Source organism: Arcanobacterium hippocoleae, assembly GCF_031456295.1.
GTDB lineage: Bacteria > Actinomycetota > Actinomycetes > Actinomycetales > Actinomycetaceae > Arcanobacterium_A > Arcanobacterium_A hippocoleae.
The window spans coordinates 1,653,465-1,670,740 of the sequence record NZ_JAVDUJ010000001.1; the positions used below are offsets into that span (position 1 = coordinate 1,653,465).

The following is a 17,276-nucleotide window of genomic DNA, read 5'->3' on the forward strand; positions in this document are numbered from 1 at the left end:
GCTCCACAGTTCGTTCGCTATTTTGCAGGCGTGCAGACCAGGAAAATTTCTGGTGTGCACGCCTGCAAATTTATTTATCGCAACTTTAATTTGCTGAAAGTTTGTTTTCCCGTGTACGCACCTGGCGTTCGACAAATTCATTACAGCTCACCATTATCGCAATTCCACTGAAAATCGCTATTGGTAGTGCAAGCGGCGAAAAATGCGTCATCAATAATCCGGTAATTGGTGGCATCGTCAGCGAGCCAACATACGCAAACCCCATTTGCAGCCCCATCGCGCGTTGTGTATTTTCAACGCCGAAACGCCGCGAAGTTTCTTTGATAATCGTCGGGTAAACTGGTGCGCAGCCAACGCCCAAGACTACGAGTCCGGCGATTGCAAGCAGAGCGATCGGGGTAATTGCAATAATCAGCGTGCCCACGGTGATTAGTACTGAGCCAATTCGCAGTAGATAAGCATTGTTGATGCGCAGCGTGGCGAAGCCAGAAAGGAAGCGCCCGCCAGTGATCCCAAGGTAAAAAGCTGAAGCGCCAGCTGCTGCCAGTGAAACATCCAAGCCGTGATACTGCACCAGAAAAGTAGCCGCCCAGACACCTGCTGTCAGTTCGAAGCCACAATAAGCAGCAAATGCGATCAGGATCGGGAAAAGTAAAGGCAGTTTCCACAACGGTAAATCTTTTGCCGGCGGCGCGTTGACTTGTGGGTGTTCAATGCTTTCTTCGTCAGCAATTTGCCAGGTGCCACGCGTGGCAATCAAAGTGATCAATAAAATAAACTGCAAAATTGCGATGCTCAAATAAGCTGGTCGCCACATTCGCTGCCAGTTGAGCCAAAAGCTCACAATCAGTGGACCAGCCGCTGCGCCAACTCCCCAAAATGCGTGGAGCCAATTGGTGTGCTTGGCTGAATAGTGCAGTGAAGCAAAAGAATTTATTGCTGCATCGATTGCGCCTCCGCCGAGTCCGAGCGGGAAACAGAGTACCCCAAGCCAAATGAATGATGGCGCAAAGGCGAAACCGAGCAAGGTGATTGCCGTGAGAAAAACGGAAAAAATCGAAACTTTTACCGTCCCGAAACGCTTTAGGAGGAATCCGGATGTGAAAGAGGCGATGATCGTGCCGGTGGAGATGAGTAGTGAAAGCAGCCCAGCACCTGCGGCGTCGATGCCGAGATCTTGCGCGATTTGCGGCCATGCAGCACCTGTGATTGCGTCAGGCAAACCAAGTGAAATGAATGAAGCATAGACAACAGCGAGAAGTATCGTCATAGTGAAGTGCGAGCGCTTTCTAGGTTGGTATCTGCAATGTAGTAATTTTGAATTTGCATTGGATACAAATGATGCGTTGATTATGGCATGGAAATACTTGTATTGAAAGTCTATTTGATTTATTTGGGGATCACGCGCGAAAGCTGGAAGTGCGGTGAAAATCCCAGGTGCCGTGGGTCTAAAACACAGTTTTGGATGTAGCTCTTGCATTGACTTAAGTCCTAACTATGTGACTTGCTGAATAACGCGGTACACTTTCGGTGAGAATATAAAGTTGCAGAGTGGCGAAATCGCGCCGTCTGCTATGCCCAACGAAGGGAATATTGATGACGAAATATGTCTACGCATTCTCCGAAGGAGATAAGGATCAAAAGGATCTGCTTGGTGGTAAAGGTGCAAACCTTGCAGAAATGACGAATCTTGGCCTGCCAGTGCCTCCGGGCTTCACGATTACTACTGAAGCTTGCCGGGCATATCTTGGGCAGGGGGAAGTGCCAGAAACTCTCGATGTGGAAATGACGGCAGCTATCCGCAATGTGGAAAATATGATGGGGAAACGTCTTGGTGATCCGGCTGATCCGCTGCTGATGTCGGTACGCTCGGGCGCAAAATTCTCCATGCCGGGGATGATGGAAACCGTGCTAAACATCGGTTTGAACGATAATTCAGTGCAGGGTTTGGAAGAGCAATCTGGAAATGCACGCTTTGCGTGGGATTCTTACCGGCGTTTGATTCAGATGTTTGGCAAGACGGTAATGGATATTGACGGTGATCTTTTTGCGAATGCGCTGCATGGATTGCAGGCTCGGAAAGGGTATACCGGAGATTTGGAGATGACCACTGCAGATTTGCAAGAACTCGTGGTTGAATATAAAGAAATCGTGAAGCGGGAAACTGGCGTAGATTTTCCGCAAGATCCGCGCTCCCAGTTGGATCTGGCAGTTGAGGCAGTTTTCCGTTCCTGGAATACTGATCGTGCTCGGCTGTACCGTCGCCGTGAACGCATTCCAAACTCACTTGGCACGGCAGTGAACTGCCAGACGATGGTCTTTGGAAATATGGGTGCAGGTTCTGGTACGGGTGTGTGCTTTACCCGCGATCCTTCCACTGGGCATTCTGGGGTATATGGCGATTACCTGGAGAATGCGCAAGGCGAAGATGTGGTGGCAGGAATCCGCAATACGCTTTCGCTGGCAGATCTGGAAAAACTAGACAAAAATTCTTATGACGAGTTGCTCAGGATCATGGATAAGCTTCAGACGCATTACCGTGATATGTGCGATATCGAGTTTACGATTCAGCAGGGCAAGCTGTGGATGCTGCAGACTCGTGTAGGGAAGCGTACTGCTGCTGCGGCTTTCCGAATTGCCGAACAGCTTGTGCAGGAGCGTCTGATCACACGCGATGAGGCCGTTACTCGTGTGACGGGTGAGCAGCTTACTTCGCTGCTTTTCCCACAATTCGATAAGAAAGCGGAAAAGACGCAGCTTTCAAAGGGGATGCCAGCGTCTCCTGGTGCTGCCGTCGGTGAAATCGTATTAAATAACGAGCAGGCTGTAGCGCGTACCGCTGAGGGGGTGCAGGTGATTCTCGTCCGTTCTGAGACGAATCCGGACGATCTGGAAGGTATGGTTGCTGCCTCTGGTGTGCTCACGGCGCGCGGTGGGAAGACTTCACATGCGGCAGTAGTGGCACGTGGCATGGGCCGCTGCTGTGTGGTTGGTGCTGACGATTTACTCATTGATGAGGCAGCTGGCACGGTTTATGTGAAGTCTCAGGATCGGACACTGCATGCAGGAGATGTGATTGCGATCGACGGTACTACCGGCGAGATTTTTGCAGGTGCGGTAGCGGTGACGGATTCACCGGTAATGACTTATATTTCCAAGGGGCTTGATGCGGGTCTGGCGGCTGCCGAAGATGCTGATACGCAGGAACTTGTACAGGCAGTACATCAGATTCTCACCCATGCTGATTCCAAACGGGATCTGGTGGTGCGTGCGAATGCTGATAATCCGGAAGATGCGGCACTGGCACGTTCTTTCGGGGCAGAAGGTATTGGGCTTTGCCGTACTGAGCATATGTTCTTAGGTGATCGCCGGAAGCTAATCGAGCAAGTGATTCTCGCCAAAGATGAGGCTGAGCAGGAAACCGCGTTCAAAGCATTGGTGCCACTGCAAGAAGGCGATTTTATTGGGATTTTCGCGGCAATGGATGGGCATTCCGTGACGGTAAGATTGATTGATCCTCCACTGCATGAGTTCCTCCCTGATTTGACCGAGCTGTCCGTAAAGTTGGCAGTGAAGGAAGCGCGTGGGGAAACAGTAACTGCAGCTGAGAGGGATCTCTTAGCTGCTGTGAAGGCAAACCATGAACAGAATCCAATGCTTGGCTTGCGCGGTGTCCGGCTGGGATTGAAGCTGCCAGGCTTGATCAAATTGCAAGTGCGTGCAATCGCGAACGCGTATGTGGCTTTGCGGCAGCAGGGGAAGGATCCGCGTCCGGAGATCATGGTTCCGTTGATTGGTTCGGTGCGTGAGATGCAGGTAGTGCGTGATCTGGCATCCCAGATCATTGCGGAAGTGGCTGCAGAAGCGGGGATTGAGATCAATATTCCGATCGGTAATATGATCGAGCTGCCGCGTGCTGCTGTGACGGCTGAAGATATCGCGCATGAATCTGACTTTTTCTCCTTTGGGACGAATGATTTAACGCAGACGGGTTGGGGTTTTTCGCGCGATGATGTGGAGAGCTCCTTCTTCAATGAGTACTTTGACCTTTCCGTCTTTGGTACTTCACCGTTTGAATCAATCGATACTCACGGTGTGGGCGCACTGGTGCAGATTGGTGCGGAGAAAGGCCGTTCGACGAAGCCGGGGCTGAAGCTGGGGGTATGCGGTGAGCATGGCGGCGATCCGGCTTCGATCCATTTCTTTGCAGAGATCGGATTGGATTATGTTTCTTGTTCGCCTTACCGGGTGCCAGTGGCCCGGTTGGAAGCTGGGCGTGCAGCGATTGCAAATGAATCTGAACTTGCATTGGCGCGCAGTGGCGGTGATCGTGCTACTACTGCTTGATTCCCCGCTGGCTCTCAGCTGTGGGCAGCGGTGAGCTTTGAGCGGAGTTGAAGGCATATCATTTGACGGGCAGTTTTTCTGAATGTGGAGGAGCTGCCCGTCAGTGATTTTGCAGCGAATTTTGCTCTCTGGTGAATTTTCTTCACCGCCGGTTGCAATCTGGAATCATGAAAAATGAAGTTATTTACCAGGGTCTGGGTTTTGCTAGATCTTGGCAGAAAGCGAAGCGAATGCCGTCATGATCTGTTTATTGTGCAGGAATGGCGCAAGGAAAGGGGAAATCTCATGGGTTTCGACGATACGATGAAGAATAAAGCAAATGAATTTTTGGGCGGTGCTAAGGAAAAGCTTGGTGCGTTTACTGGCGATGCGGATACTGAAGCTGAAGGTCGGGCAGATAAGCTTGAAGCCAAAGGCGCGGAATTTTTGAATCAGGCAAGCGAGAAGCTGGAGGGGGTAAAAGGTGCCCTGGCTGATGCTGGTGAACAGGTGCAGGCGAATTTGGAAGCAGGGATCGAAAAAGTGAAGGGGATTTTTGGCGGAAAAGACGAAGCCGAAAAGTAACTGGTACTTTCGTATTTTTGCGTTGTTGAATCGCGGTTTGAAAACGTAAAAACGTGATTTGCAGATAAAGTTTTAGTGTGGCAGTTGGGGCGTTTTGGTGCGCTGTGGCTGCCACACTATTTTCATCCGAAAATGCTTTTCCTCGCTGTAGTTGGCGAAATGGATTTTATTGCTGGCTGACGGGGTGTGGTGGCAAAATCGCATTCACCCATTTTGCAATCACGTTAAATGCGCGTGCGCGTGCAGCGTAGCGTGAAAATGTGACGTCGTGGATCGCGTCAGGGATTTTTTCTAAGGTGAGTGAATTGCCAAGATTCAGGCATCGCTTCCAAATTTGATCTACGCGGAGCACGCCGTCTGTGCTGAGGTAACGTGAATCCCATTCACCATTGCCGAAGTATGAACTATCAGAGGTGAGTGTAAGTATCGGTGCGGTGATTTGGAGTCCTGCCGCTACTTGCTCGTGACCGCGCAAAATCGCATTCAGCCACCCGGCACGTACCGGGAAGGAAGGGTAATGCCGATAGTTGAGATCTGGTTTCCAGCCGTCGGTGAAAAACGGATCAGATTCTGGATCTATTTCCGATGCGGATGATGGGTCGGATAAATGGTTTCCAGTGAGTGAGCGCTGATAGCAGCCATCGTCATTACTGGGGATGATCGTGGTTGGATCGAGGCGGGAGATGATTTCAATTGCGGGTTGCCCTGCTTGCCGTAAGACGGTAGCGGCTTGAATTTCGAGCCACGGAGAATTGAGGAGCAGCCCGGTAAGTGCGCCTGGGTGGCGGTGCGCCCAAAGTGCTGTAGTGAGTCCGCCGGTGGAGTGCCCGTAGAGGATTAATGGTGTATCGGATGGCAGTTCACGGTAGATCACATCGCGTGCTGCGTGGATATCTTCGTCGTAATCGCTTAAATCTGTAGTGTATCCCCACATTTGATGCGGTAGATGTGAGCGTCCGTATTTTGCTAAATCAACTGCGTAAAATTTACCGCCGAAAGCGGAGATTGCTCGCGCCAGCTCAACTTGGTAGAAGTAATCGTTCCAACCGTGAATTGCAAGGAACGCAAATCGTGGTTTTTGCGTCGTTGTGCTCAGCGTGTTGGGGGCGGGGTTGATGGAATTGTAATTTTGCGCTGTGGTGCCGTTATGTGCAAAGCATTCGGCTTGGGGATCATTGGCGGGATTGTGGCGCACGATAGTGGTGATTTTTCGCCCTTCGGAATCTGCGTGCAGCTCGCATTGCGTCATTTCAAAGCCTGGTCCAAGGATGTCGGGCTGCCATTGTATTTGTTGATTTGCGTCGTGCTGGTACATGAGTCAATTCTGCCAGCTTTTTCGCTATTCTGCGTGGATAATGAGTCAGATGTTACAAATGTGAAATTTGGTTTAAGTGTTCACATTTATAAAATTGTGATGTACGCTCTTTTGTAGGGTTTTCAAATTCTGCTAATTCTCGGCGTGTCGCTGGCGTTCTGTGCTTGTGGGATGTGTGACGGGAAAGAAAAATCTGGAGGAGATTCGTGAAGCAAGTTACGAAGAAACTGCTCGCATTTACTGGCGCCTTTGCTTTTGCACTATCACTGGAATCCAGCGCATCTTCTGTGCCGGGCGCTGGAGAGATGAGCGTGGCACAAATCGAACTCCAATTAACGAATCTCGCTGCGCAAAGCTCGCAGATCCAAGCAGAGCTGGCGGCTGCACGTGCGGCAGAGATCACCGCAAATGCAGAAATGATTGCTGCGCTTGATCTGGCAATTACGACACAGGAAAAGTATCAGGATGCGATTGCGCAGGTTGATGCAGCGAAACAGGATCTGGGCGGTATCGCGCAGGCAATGTACCGGGATAGTGCCGGCTCGCTGACGAATACGTATTATCTTTTCGGAGCTGACAATCTGCATGAAGCCACGGCACGTTCGCATGCATTCAATCAGTTAGCTGATTCAACTGATGCGAAGATCGGGCGTTTGCAGGCAATGCAGACGGTGGCAAAATCGCTGCAGCAGAAGGCTGAAAAAGCTGCTGCAGAGCAGGCTGAGCATGCCAGTGCTGCGGATAAGGCTACTGCGGACGTCGCAAAGAGAGCAGCAGATGTAGAAAAACAGCTTGCATCTGCGAAAGCAGAGCGTGAAAAACTCGTAGCTGAACTTGCGAAGCAGCGAAATAGTGATCTTGCTGCTGAACGTGCACGTGTTGAGCAAATGGAAGCTACTCGGGCGCAGCAAGCAAATGCGCAGGCAGCAGCCGTCGTGGCAAAAGCTGAAGCAAATGCTGTGCAGATTGCTAATGCGAAGATTGGGCAAACTCCGCAAGAAAACACGGCACCAGCAGTGAATTTGGCTGATCAGGCGCAGCAGCGGGCGGAAGCTGCGCGGCAGGCCGAGGCTGCACGGCAAGCTGCAGCAGCGGCACAGCAAGCAGCAGCGGCACGTGAGGCGGAAGCGGCACGTGAGGCGGAAGCCGCAAGAAAAGCAGCGGCGGCCCGTGCAGCGGAAGCTGCTGCAAAGCAAAAGCCACAGGATGTTCCTGCGCCGCGCAATTCAGGTACGGGTGCACAAATTGTTGCATTTGCTACGCAATATACTGGGCGACCTTATGTGTGGGGAGGTACCACTCCTGAAGGCTGGGATTGTTCAGGTTTTACCAGCTTCGTTTTCCGTCATTTTGGCGTGAGCCTACCGCGTACCTCGGGCGCGCAATATGCTGCATTTAAGCATCGTGAAGTGCCGGCTTCGCAGGCACGGCCAGGTGATTTGATGTGGTGGCCCGGTCACGTAGGGATTTATGTGGGTAACGGAAAGAATGTGGCTGCAAATACTCCGGCGCTTGGCACTACCGTTTCATCAAATTATGGCAGCCCGAGATATCTCCGGATTCTTGATTGATTTTAACCGCTGGGTTCAGTGTTAATTGTGTAGTTTTGATGCGCGGGGCTAACACTGGATCGGATTGCGCTGATTCGTAGTGATCGTGACGCTGATTTGGGTGCGAAGTAGTAAACGAGCAGCGAAAAATACGCGGTGTACAAAATAAAAGCTAGCTGCTTCACGACGGGTTTAGTGCAGGAGTATCTTGCAGAAGCTGAGAGCAGCGATACGAAAAATTATTGTGGGGGCAAGAAAAACCTGATCTTGCCCCCACAACTTAACTGCTGATTTCACCAAAGCACCACAAAGCGCGGCGTGATCTGTAAATTATTTCACCAACACAGCTGCAACTGCCAAAGCTGAAATTTTAACCATGTAGCTGATCGTAGTAGCCGGTGTCTTTTGCGCGCTGGTAAGAACGCCGAATTTCTTCTTCGGCTGCTTCACGCCCAACCCAGTGTGCGCCTTCCACAGACTTTCCTGGTTCCAAATCCTTATAGACTTCAAAGAAATGCTGTACTTCAAGCCGGTGGAATTCCGAAACATCTTCAATTTCGGTGCGCCAGGATGCGCGCTGATCTCCAGCGGGTACGCAAATCACCTTATCGTCACCACCGGCTTCGTCAGACATGCGGAACATTCCAAGTGCACGGCAACGGATCACACAGCCAGGGAAAGTGGATTCATCAAGAAGAACGAGTGCATCAAGCGGATCTCCGTCCTCTCCAAGCGTGCCGTCAATAAACCCATAATCATCGGGATAGCGAGTAGAAGTAAAAAGCATCCGATCAAGCCGGATCCGCCCGGTCTGATGATCAAGCTCGTATTTATTACGGTTACCCTTTGGGATCTCGATGGTGACGTCGAACTCCATGCGGCCTCCTCGGAAAATTTGATGCGAACGAATCTGCCTTGAAACTGATTTTTTTGGGTTGCGTTTTCGTAATCCAATATTTCAACTTGGCAGTAGTGTAATTTAGTATCAGTCTACATTGGAAACTGAAAAGCAGTTACGAGAATCGCTTCCGATACATGCACGTGCGTGCGGGAAGCAGTTTTCTCCGCTGGGAATATTTGCATTTCGCTATTTTTCGCGGTTTTTCACTGTTTTTATTGGGGAGAAAAGTTATCTGAAGGATGTGAGCTAGATAAATGACACGGCCAGTGAAGAAACTTCGCGTCTTGATTGTGACGCTCTTCGCACTGATTGGAGTGTATATTTGTGGCGATGTGGCAGATTTAGTGCCCGGATTCTTCACGCTGAAAGAACCACAAAACGCGGCGCAGCCTTATCCGGATTATGACGGGAACTCGAATTTTCCAGAAAAAGATATTTCAGTACCGCAAATGGATCCTGATGCGCCGATTCCTGATTCACAAGCAATTTCACAGATTCTGCACGATTTAGCAACAAACGAGAAAATGACCGGAAAAATTTCAGCACTCGTGGCAGATACAATAAGCGGTGAAACATTAGCTGAAATTTCGGCAAAACGTCCGACTACGCCAGCATCAGTAAATAAACTACTCACAGCCGTCGCAGCGCTGAGCGTATTTGATCCAAACGATAAATTTGCGACAGAAACGAAATATGCTGATGGTACCTTGTACCTCGTTGCCGGTGGTGACGTGCTCTTGGCAGCTGAATCAGGGCAGAAACAGCAAGTTATTGGGCGAGCCGGCTTAGGCGATCTCGCGCAAGAAACGGTGCGCGCATTGCAAGCGCAAGGCATCAAAAAAATAAATCTAGCTTTGGATACCACAATTTTTGCGGACGAAACTTATCTTGCTGGAGCAGAGGCAGATATAAAGCGATGGGTCATGGAAGCAAGCCCGATTGCAATAAATCGGAATCTGCAGCAATCTGAGCAATATCTTGGCTCACCCAAACAACAGGTTTTAAGGCAATTTACGAATCTGCTGCGCAATAACGGGATTGAAGTAGCTGCAAGTAATTTTGCTCCTGCGCCCAAAACAGCAAAGCTACTGGCAAAGGTAGAATCCGCACCAATCCGTGAAATTGTGGATCTTACTCTCCTAAATTCGGATAATACGCTGGCAGAAACGCTGGGGAAGATGATCGCGGTGAAAACAGGGCAGCAGGGAAGTTTCCGCAATGGTGCGCAGGCGGTGCGCAAAGAGTTGGCACAGTTAGGGTTAAATACTGACGGTGTGCACTTAGCGGATGCTTCAGGGCTATCGGAAGAAAATCGAATTACCGCCCAACTCGGAAAAGAAATCTTACAGTACATTGCGAAATGCACGGATCAAAGCTGCGCGGCACTGCTTCCGGCTTTACCCATCGCAAAACTTGACGGTACTCTCCGGGAGCGCTTTACCAATTTGCCGATTGGCGGAAAAGTACGGGCGAAGACGGGTTCGTTAGGTTCCGTAACGTCAATGGCGGGATTCCTTTACACAAATTCTGGGCGGCAATTAACTTTTGTAATCATGATCGATACAGTGCCTGACGGGGGTGCGTACGCATTGCGTCCGCTGGTGGATCACGCAATTGCGCAGATTATTGCGCTCTGATCTTGCATGCGAGTCTTAGTAAGAATGTTTCAGGTGAATTTCTCCAGCCATGAACTTTTCGTATCATTCATCGTGGAAGGCGGTAGACTAGCCATATGGATTCGAGCGCGCAGATTGCACAAAGTATTACCAGATATCTCGTCAGCCCTGGGCCGAACGCGGCTCGGCATGAGGCTGCGGCTACCGTAGCCGAACTGCAGCTACAAGCCAAACGAGCTCCGCGATTCGTAGCTGAAATTACCGGGTTGGCGCAGGCTGCAGAGCTGGCGCAACAGGTGCCGGTATTCGTTTTAGATCGCGCAAAGTGGGCATCTGAAGTAGGGCGATTCACTGATTCATTGATTGCATGGACGGGGCAGCAGCAAGTGCGGAGAGCAGGGCAAGTAGCAATTGGGAGCGTACTCAGTTTTGCTGCCACGAAAGTTCTTGGTCAGTTTGATCCCTTCGCTGATCTGCTTGGGCAAACGATACTAGCGGATGCGAGTGTGGATCTAGCTGCAAGTGTAGCTACAAAAGATGCCGCACACTCTGGTGTATCTGCAAAAACGGAAAGCCTTGATGCTGCAGCGAAATTGATGCTTGTGGCACCAAATATTGCAAAGTTTCGCAATGAATACGATCTTGACCGTCGCGATCTGGCGCTCTGGGTGAGCGTGCACGAACTGACCCACGCAGTGCAATTTATTCATGCAAAATGGTTGCGCGGGTATTTGCTGGAGCGGATGCAATGCGCGTTGAGTCTTGGCGAAGCAGATGAAGACGAGCTGCTAAGCGCAGAAATCGAAAAGATTCAGAATGTCATGAGCATTTTGGAAGGGCATGCACAGTATGTGATGAATGCTCTTCCAATCGCTGTGCTCCCCAGCCGGGATGCGATCATCAAAGCATTGGCTGAGAAACGTAAAGGTAGCTCATGGCTGCAGCGGAAGCTGACGAAAGTGCTTGGTTTTGAGCGGAAAATAGCTCAATATCGGCGCGGTGAAGATTTTACGCAATACGTTGTGGCGAATGCTGGAATGGAAGTATTTAACAAGATTTGGGAAGGTGCAGCAAATCTGCCAGATAACGATGAGTTTGCGCAGCCGCAATTATGGATCGAGCGGATGAAACACACTGCGCGAATCGGAAGTGAAGCGTAATCGATGGCTGGACCGCATCCGCTTGTCGCAGCTGCCCGTAATGCACTGCGCGCAGAGTTTTCCGCTTTTGCTATTGGTGCACCAGTGGTGCTCGCCGTCTCTGGCGGTGCGGATTCGATGGCTCTGGCAGCAAGCGCACAATACGCAGCACGTGAGAATTTGCTCCAGTTGCATTCCGTCGTGGTAGATCACGGGATTCGCAGTGAATCGGCGCAGGAAGCAGCTGAAGTACAGCAACGGCTGACGCAGATGGGAATCAGGGCGCAAGTGATTTCACTTAGCCAGTTGGATCCAGCTTTGGGTGCCGCAAGTTTGCCCACGCTGCAAACTGAAACAGCACAGTATCGGGAAGGTCCTGAAGGTGCTGCCCGCCGTGGAAGATATCAGGCGCTCGCCCAGGTGGCTCGTGAATTGGGGGCGCGCAGCGGAAATACTCGCCCAGCAGTAGTGCTCCTTGGGCACAATCGCAATGATCAGGCAGAGAGCGTGCTGCTTGGGCTGGGGCGCGGCTCTGGCGGGCGTTCGATTGCGGGGATGCCGCGTGCTGGAGCGCTCCCAATTTTTCCGGACGTGCCCATGCTGCGGCCACTTTTGGATTTTACACATTCACAATTGCAGACAATTTGCCAGGAACTTGCGATCACGTATGTGGAAGATCCGAGCAATCATCTTGATGGACCGTGGCGGACGGCTGCCGGAGATCCACTGCGTCGGGCACGAATCAGACACGAAGTGATTCCGCTGCTGGAAGATGTACTTGCTGAAGGTGTAGTGGAAGCACTCGGGCGCACTGCACGGATCCTGCAAGATGATGGTGCAGCTCTTGATGCATATGCGCAACAGGCATGGGCACAGACGGTGGAGACTGAAGATAGGATGCAGCAATCCCCGTCTGTGCCAGAAAAAAGGACGATTCAAATTTCATGTCTCAAACTGGAAAATTATCCACGCGCAATCCGTACCAGGGTATTGCGCACCGCATTTTTGGCTAGTGGCGGAAGAGGTGGGGAACTGGTTTTCTGGCATCTCGATCGCCTTGATAGACTTGTGCGAAACCGTCAAAACAATCTCAAGATTGATTTGCCCGGTGTATGTGCGGTGAAGAATCAGCACATTTTGAAATTCATACCGCGCAGTTAGCTGTGATGCAAAAGCAAATCAGTACGCTGCAAAGAATGTCAAGATCCCTTTCAAGCCAAACGGAGGCAAAAAATGCAATTGCAAGACACCCGCAATGCCATTGAAAAAGTGCTCTACACAAAGGATGAAATAGCTGCACGATTGGGCGAGATGGGGGCGGATATTTCCCGCGATTATGATGGCAAAGATTTGCTGCTGGTGGGTGTGCTGAAAGGCGCGATCATGGTGATGGCTGATCTTTCCCGCGAAATTTCAGTACCTGCAAAAATGGATTGGATGGCAGTTTCTTCCTACGGTGCATCCACAAAATCCTCGGGTGTAGTACGGATTTTGAAGGATCTTGGGGAGGATGTGCAAGGGCGAAATGTGCTGATTGTGGAAGATATCATTGATTCTGGTCTGACACTCGCCTGGCTGAAAGAGAATCTGGAAGCCCGCGGGGCTGCATCAGTAAAAATCGCAACTGCTTTGCGGAAACCTGACGCATTGAAAGTGGATGTGGATGTAGATTACGTCGGTTTTGATATTCCAAATGAATTTGTGGTGGGTTACGGGCTTGATTATGCCGAAGATTACCGTCATTTAGATTTTATTGGAGTGCTTGCTCCGCATGTTTATGCTCCTGAATCTGTAAATAACGATTGAGCGCATAGTCAATCAGCCTAAGAAATATTTCCAGAAAATAGCTAGCTTCGCCGCGAAACTGGCTGTACCAGGATCCAGCTTTTCCGCAGAACTCAGTGTCTGGCAGGGAAAGCATGGAAAACTGAAGCTGGGTACGAGAAGCGCGGCGAATACGGAGAATGAAGAATTGAGCGAAGAAAAAGAACAGCAAAGCCAAAATCGTGCTGCTGACGAGCAAAATGATCCGGCGAAACAAACTCGGAAAGAACGCCGTGCACGCCGTCGTGATGAAAAGCGGAAGCGTTTGGAAGAATTTAATCGGATGGGCAATGCTGCTCCGCCAAAGAAAGGCGAGCATCTGCCGTTCCTGACGCAAAATAATGATGAAAAACGCCAGCCAACGGAAGCTGAAATAAAGGCGCGCAAACGTTCCCGGATTTTTGGCTTTATCGGTCTGCTTTTCATGATCAGCCTTGTGCTTTACTGGCTTTTTAATCCGTTTGCTTTCACTACGATCAAAACTTCTGAAGGTAAAGAAATTCTCGCCTCGCAGAAAATTCATAGTCTGGAAATCACTGACGGTTCGCAGATCGTGCAAATACAGCTGGATAAAGCCTTCACTCCCACTGATGGGGAAGGGAAAAAGCTGACTCCTACGAAACGCGTACAGTTTCAATATGTAGATCCGGAGTCGGAAGAGATCGCGCAGCTTGTACGCGATGCTGATACTAAAAATGGCTACAATTCTGTAGTGCCGCAGCAGTCTTTCCTGGGATCCTTATTTTCGCTGCTCTTGCCAGTGTTGCTGTTGATTGGCGCATTCTTTATTTTATTCCCGCGGCTACAAGGGCGGATGACGGAATTTGGGAAGGTAAAGAAGGACGGTTTTGAATCTGACCGTCCAAAGGTGAAGTTCAAAGATGTAGCTGGCGTGGATGAGGCTGTTGAAGAACTGCGGGAGATCAAAGAATTTATTGATACACCAGAGAAATTCCGCAAAATGGGAGCGAAGATCCCTCGCGGTGTATTGCTTTATGGCCCTCCAGGTACTGGTAAAACATTGTTGGCGAAGGCGGTAGCTGGTGAGGCGGGCGTGCCGTTCTTCCATATTTCTGCATCTGAATTCGTGGAAATGTTTGTTGGCGTTGGTGCATCGCGCGTGCGTGATTTATTTGAAAAGGCAAAGAAGAGTGCCCCGGCAATTATCTTTGTTGATGAGATTGATGCCGTCGGGCGCAATCGCGGCACTGGTGTCGGCGGCGGAAACGATGAACGTGAGCAGACGCTGAATCAGCTGTTGGTAGAGATGGATGGCTTCGATGAACGCACGAATGTGATTGTGATTGCGGCAACGAACCGTCCGGACGTGCTTGATTCGGCACTTTTACGGCCGGGCCGTTTTGACCGGCAGATTGGTGTGGATGCGCCAGATTTGAAGGGGCGCTTGCGAATTTTGGAAGTTCATGCAGATGGTAAACCACTTGATAAAGAGGTTTCGCTTGAATCAATCGCGCGCCGCACACCTGGATTCTCGGGTGCGGATCTTGCGAATCTGCTGAATGAATCTGCGCTTTTGGCAGCTCGGCGCGGGCATGAAAGAATTGATGCAGATGATGTAGATGAAGCAATTGATCGAGTGATTGCTGGGCCACAACGCCGTACTAGAGTGATGAATCCAGCTGAACGGCGGATGACGGCATATCACGAAGGCGGGCACGCAGTAGCTGCAGCGGCTTTGAATCATACTGATCCAGTCACGAAAGTAACGATCCTGCCGCGTGGTCGTGCGCTCGGGTACACGATGGTGATGCCCACAGAAGATAAATTCTCCACTTCACGCAATGAACTGCTTGATCAGTTGGTGTATGCGATGGGCGGACGGATCGCAGAAGAAATCGTTTTCCACGATCCAACCACTGGTGCTTCGAATGATATTCAAAAGGCAACGAAGATTGCTCGCGAGATGGTGATGGAATACGGTATGAGCGCTCGTGTGGGGAGCGTCCGTTTGACTCCAGATGATTCTGACCCAATGACCCGGATGGGTGGCGGCGGCCAGCGAATGCATTCAGATGAACTCGCAAAAGTGGTTGATGATGAAGTGCAGGCTTTGCTGGATGTGGCGATGCAAGAGGCCTGGCAGTTGATGAATGAGAATCGTGATGTGCTCGATAAACTGGCTGCTTTGCTCCTCGAAAAAGAGACTGTGCTGGAAAATGAGTTAGCTGAATTGTTCACAGAAATCAAAAAAGCTCCAGCCCGCGAACAGTGGCTTTCAGCGCAGTCGCGCCCGGTGTCAACACGTCCGCCGATTCCACTTCCGGAAGATCCACAGCGGGGGAAGCATCGTCATTCGGATTTGCCGCAAGATTCTGCAGATGCGCTGGCGCAGGAGAAGACGGGTGATGATGCTGCCAACACCGCAGGCAATGCGGGGAGCATTGATCTGTGATCTCACTGATTGTGTTCGGCACAGTAGGCGCTCAACCGGATAGTGCCGTGCACAATATTCTAAGAATTGCAGAGGATGGAAGAGATCTGGCAGAAATGAGGCGATGATGGACGAGTATCCGAAATCAAAATATGATGCACAAGGCGTACGTGATGCGATTCGTAGTTTGCTGATCGCGATCGGGGAAGACCCAGACCGGGACGGTCTACAGCAAACACCTGAACGAATTGCGCGTTCCTATCGCGAAATTTTTGCAGGTTTATCTGTGGATCCTGCGCAGGTGTTGGAAAAGACATTCGATATCGACCATCAAGAACTCGTCTTAGTGCGGGATATTCCCGTTTTTTCGATGTGTGAGCATCATTTACTGCCTTTTCATGGGGTGGCGCACGTCGGATATATTCCCGGCAGTGATGGGAAAGTTACCGGACTTTCAAAACTTGCTCGGCTCGTGGACGGTTTTGCACGCCGTCCGCAAGTACAGGAGCGGATTACGACCCAAATCGCCGATGCACTTGCCGAACGGCTACACGCTCAGGGAGTGATCGTAGTGATCGAAGCGGAGCATTTGTGTATGTCGATGCGTGGAGTGCGCAAACCAGGTGCACGAACCGTCACATCGGCTGTGCGTGGAGTGTTGCGCAAACAAGCTACTCGGGCAGAAGCGATGAGTCTCATCATGGCGCGGCACTGAGTAGCTGTGATCGATGGCAATGCCGTCAGTTGGATCAGAAAATTTTCCACAGTGAGAGTGAAGGTAGGAACAAAAAATGAAAATTATGGGGATTTTGAATGTTACGCCGGATTCATTTTCTGACGGTGGGAAATGGGCAGATGCGCAGTGCGCGATCGATCATGGCCAGGAATTACTGGCGCAGGGAGCACAAATCATTGATATTGGGGGCGAGTCTACTCGTCCAGGTGCGCAAGCTTTAAGTGCGGATGAAGAATGGGAGCGGATTGCGCCGGTAGTGCGTGCACTCGCGCCGCTGTGCGAAGTTTCAGTGGATACGTACCATGCGTACACTGCGCAGAAAGCAGTGGAAGCGGGAGCTGCGATCGTGAATGATGTCAGTGGCGGGCAAATTGATGCACAAATGTTTGCGACTGTTGCAAATCTTGACTGTAAATATATTTTGCAGCACTCGCGCGGAAGCTTTGCGCAAATGAATTCTTTTGCAGAGTATCACGGCGAAATCAACGACGTAGTGATTTCAGAGTTGCTGGCACGCCGTGATTTGGCAGTTGCTGCAGGGATTTCTCCGGAGCGAATCGTGCTTGATCCGGGTCTTGGTTTTGCAAAACTGGGAATGCAGGATTGGCAGATTTTACGTGCAACTGAACGATATCTTGATTTAGGGCATAAGATCCTGATTGGGCATTCGCGGAAGCGTTTTCTTGCTTCACTTGCAGGAGCTGATTTACCTGCTGCAGCACGTGATTTTGCGACAGGCACAGTTTCTGGGGTGCTTTCGCAGATTCGGGGTGCGATCTCGGGTGCTGGCGTTTGGGCAGTGCGGGTACATAATGTGGAAGCGACGCGGCAGGCGATCAATGCGATCAAAATGATGGATTTACAAACGGTTTTGCCGTCGGATCTGGGGTGA

Annotated in this window: 13 protein-coding genes; 10 read left to right on the top strand and 3 right to left on the bottom strand. The window is 50.7% G+C overall.

Annotation, left to right across the window (positions count from 1 at the left end):
• Positions 1-85: 85 nt before the first annotated feature.
• Positions 86-1,270: an MFS transporter gene (locus J2S36_RS06980; protein WP_309956868.1), complete on the bottom strand. Its 1,185-nt coding sequence runs from the start codon at positions 1,268-1,270 to the stop codon at positions 86-88.
• A 326-nt stretch (positions 1,271-1,596) separates the two neighbouring features.
• Here J2S36_RS06980 and ppdK point away from each other — a divergent pair, with 326 nt between their 5' ends.
• Positions 1,597-4,347, top strand: coding sequence for a pyruvate, phosphate dikinase (gene ppdK, locus J2S36_RS06985; RefSeq protein ID WP_309956869.1), 2,751 nt, complete (start codon positions 1,597-1,599; stop codon positions 4,345-4,347).
• A gap of 174 nt (positions 4,348-4,521) precedes the next feature.
• The gene (locus J2S36_RS06990) at positions 4,522-4,911 is read left to right on the top strand and encodes a CsbD family protein (protein WP_309956871.1); all 390 of its coding nucleotides are present in this window, start codon (positions 4,522-4,524) and stop codon (positions 4,909-4,911) included.
• Between the two features lie 166 nt (positions 4,912-5,077).
• Here the strand turns inward: J2S36_RS06990 and J2S36_RS06995 are convergent, their stop codons facing one another.
• Complete coding sequence (locus J2S36_RS06995) at positions 5,078-6,226, bottom strand: alpha/beta hydrolase (protein ID WP_309956872.1); 1,149 nt, start codon at positions 6,224-6,226, stop codon at positions 5,078-5,080.
• A 206-nt stretch (positions 6,227-6,432) separates the two neighbouring features.
• Between J2S36_RS06995 and J2S36_RS07000 the strand changes: the two genes are divergently transcribed.
• Complete coding sequence (locus tag J2S36_RS07000) at positions 6,433-7,797, top strand: C40 family peptidase (protein WP_309956874.1); 1,365 nt, start codon at positions 6,433-6,435, stop codon at positions 7,795-7,797.
• Positions 7,798-8,146: 349 nt separating this feature from the next.
• Here J2S36_RS07000 and J2S36_RS07005 read toward each other — a convergent pair whose 3' ends face one another.
• A complete protein-coding gene (locus J2S36_RS07005) occupies positions 8,147-8,653 on the bottom strand; it encodes an inorganic diphosphatase (RefSeq protein WP_309956876.1) in 507 nt (168 codons plus the stop codon).
• Between the two features lie 278 nt (positions 8,654-8,931).
• Here J2S36_RS07005 and dacB point away from each other — a divergent pair, with 278 nt between their 5' ends.
• The 7 genes from dacB to folP all read left to right on the top strand — a co-directional run bounded on the left by dacB (position 8,932) and on the right by folP (position 17,276).
• Positions 8,932-10,314 carry a D-alanyl-D-alanine carboxypeptidase/D-alanyl-D-alanine endopeptidase gene (gene dacB, locus J2S36_RS07010; RefSeq protein ID WP_309956878.1) on the top strand — a complete coding sequence of 461 codons (1,383 nt, stop codon included), beginning with the start codon at positions 8,932-8,934 and terminating at the stop codon, positions 10,312-10,314.
• Between the two features lie 95 nt (positions 10,315-10,409).
• Complete coding sequence (locus J2S36_RS07015; RefSeq protein ID WP_309956880.1) at positions 10,410-11,453, top strand: zinc-dependent metalloprotease; 1,044 nt, start codon at positions 10,410-10,412, stop codon at positions 11,451-11,453.
• A gap of 3 nt (positions 11,454-11,456) precedes the next feature.
• Positions 11,457-12,593, top strand: a complete 1,137-nt coding sequence (gene tilS / locus J2S36_RS07020) for a tRNA lysidine(34) synthetase TilS (RefSeq protein ID WP_309956882.1) — start codon at positions 11,457-11,459, stop codon at positions 12,591-12,593.
• A 72-nt stretch (positions 12,594-12,665) separates the two neighbouring features.
• Positions 12,666-13,238, top strand: a complete 573-nt coding sequence (gene hpt, locus J2S36_RS07025; protein WP_309956884.1) for a hypoxanthine phosphoribosyltransferase — start codon at positions 12,666-12,668, stop codon at positions 13,236-13,238.
• A gap of 442 nt (positions 13,239-13,680) precedes the next feature.
• Positions 13,681-15,669 (top strand): ATP-dependent zinc metalloprotease FtsH, encoded by a 1,989-nt coding sequence (ftsH, locus tag J2S36_RS07030; RefSeq protein WP_374717347.1) that lies wholly within the window; start codon positions 13,681-13,683, stop codon positions 15,667-15,669.
• 103 nt (positions 15,670-15,772) lie between these two features.
• Complete coding sequence (gene folE / locus J2S36_RS07035; RefSeq protein WP_309956885.1) at positions 15,773-16,363, top strand: GTP cyclohydrolase I FolE; 591 nt, start codon at positions 15,773-15,775, stop codon at positions 16,361-16,363.
• Between the two features lie 85 nt (positions 16,364-16,448).
• The gene (folP, locus tag J2S36_RS07040; protein ID WP_309956888.1) at positions 16,449-17,276 is read left to right on the top strand and encodes a dihydropteroate synthase; all 828 of its coding nucleotides are present in this window, start codon (positions 16,449-16,451) and stop codon (positions 17,274-17,276) included.

What these genes read in the sequence shown, in the direction of transcription:
- J2S36_RS06980 (WP_309956868.1), bottom strand. Translation starts at nt 1,270, where the DNA reads ATGACGATACTTCTCGCTGTTGTCTATGCTTCATTCATTTCACTTGGT.
- ppdK (WP_309956869.1), top strand. Translation starts at nt 1,597, where the DNA reads ATGACGAAATATGTCTACGCATTCTCCGAAGGAGATAAGGATCAAAAG.
- J2S36_RS06990 (WP_309956871.1), top strand. Translation starts at nt 4,522, where the DNA reads ATGAAGTTATTTACCAGGGTCTGGGTTTTGCTAGATCTTGGCAGAAAG.
- J2S36_RS06995 (WP_309956872.1), bottom strand. Translation starts at nt 6,226, where the DNA reads ATGTACCAGCACGACGCAAATCAACAAATACAATGGCAGCCCGACATC.
- J2S36_RS07005 (WP_309956876.1), bottom strand. Translation starts at nt 8,653, where the DNA reads ATGGAGTTCGACGTCACCATCGAGATCCCAAAGGGTAACCGTAATAAA.
- dacB (WP_309956878.1), top strand. Translation starts at nt 8,932, where the DNA reads ATGACACGGCCAGTGAAGAAACTTCGCGTCTTGATTGTGACGCTCTTC.
- J2S36_RS07015 (WP_309956880.1), top strand. Translation starts at nt 10,410, where the DNA reads ATGGATTCGAGCGCGCAGATTGCACAAAGTATTACCAGATATCTCGTC.
- tilS (WP_309956882.1), top strand. Translation starts at nt 11,457, where the DNA reads ATGGCTGGACCGCATCCGCTTGTCGCAGCTGCCCGTAATGCACTGCGC.
- hpt (WP_309956884.1), top strand. Translation starts at nt 12,666, where the DNA reads ATGCAATTGCAAGACACCCGCAATGCCATTGAAAAAGTGCTCTACACA.
- ftsH (WP_374717347.1), top strand. Translation starts at nt 13,681, where the DNA reads ATGATCAGCCTTGTGCTTTACTGGCTTTTTAATCCGTTTGCTTTCACT.
- folE (WP_309956885.1), top strand. Translation starts at nt 15,773, where the DNA reads ATGATGGACGAGTATCCGAAATCAAAATATGATGCACAAGGCGTACGT.
- folP (WP_309956888.1), top strand. Translation starts at nt 16,449, where the DNA reads ATGGGGATTTTGAATGTTACGCCGGATTCATTTTCTGACGGTGGGAAA.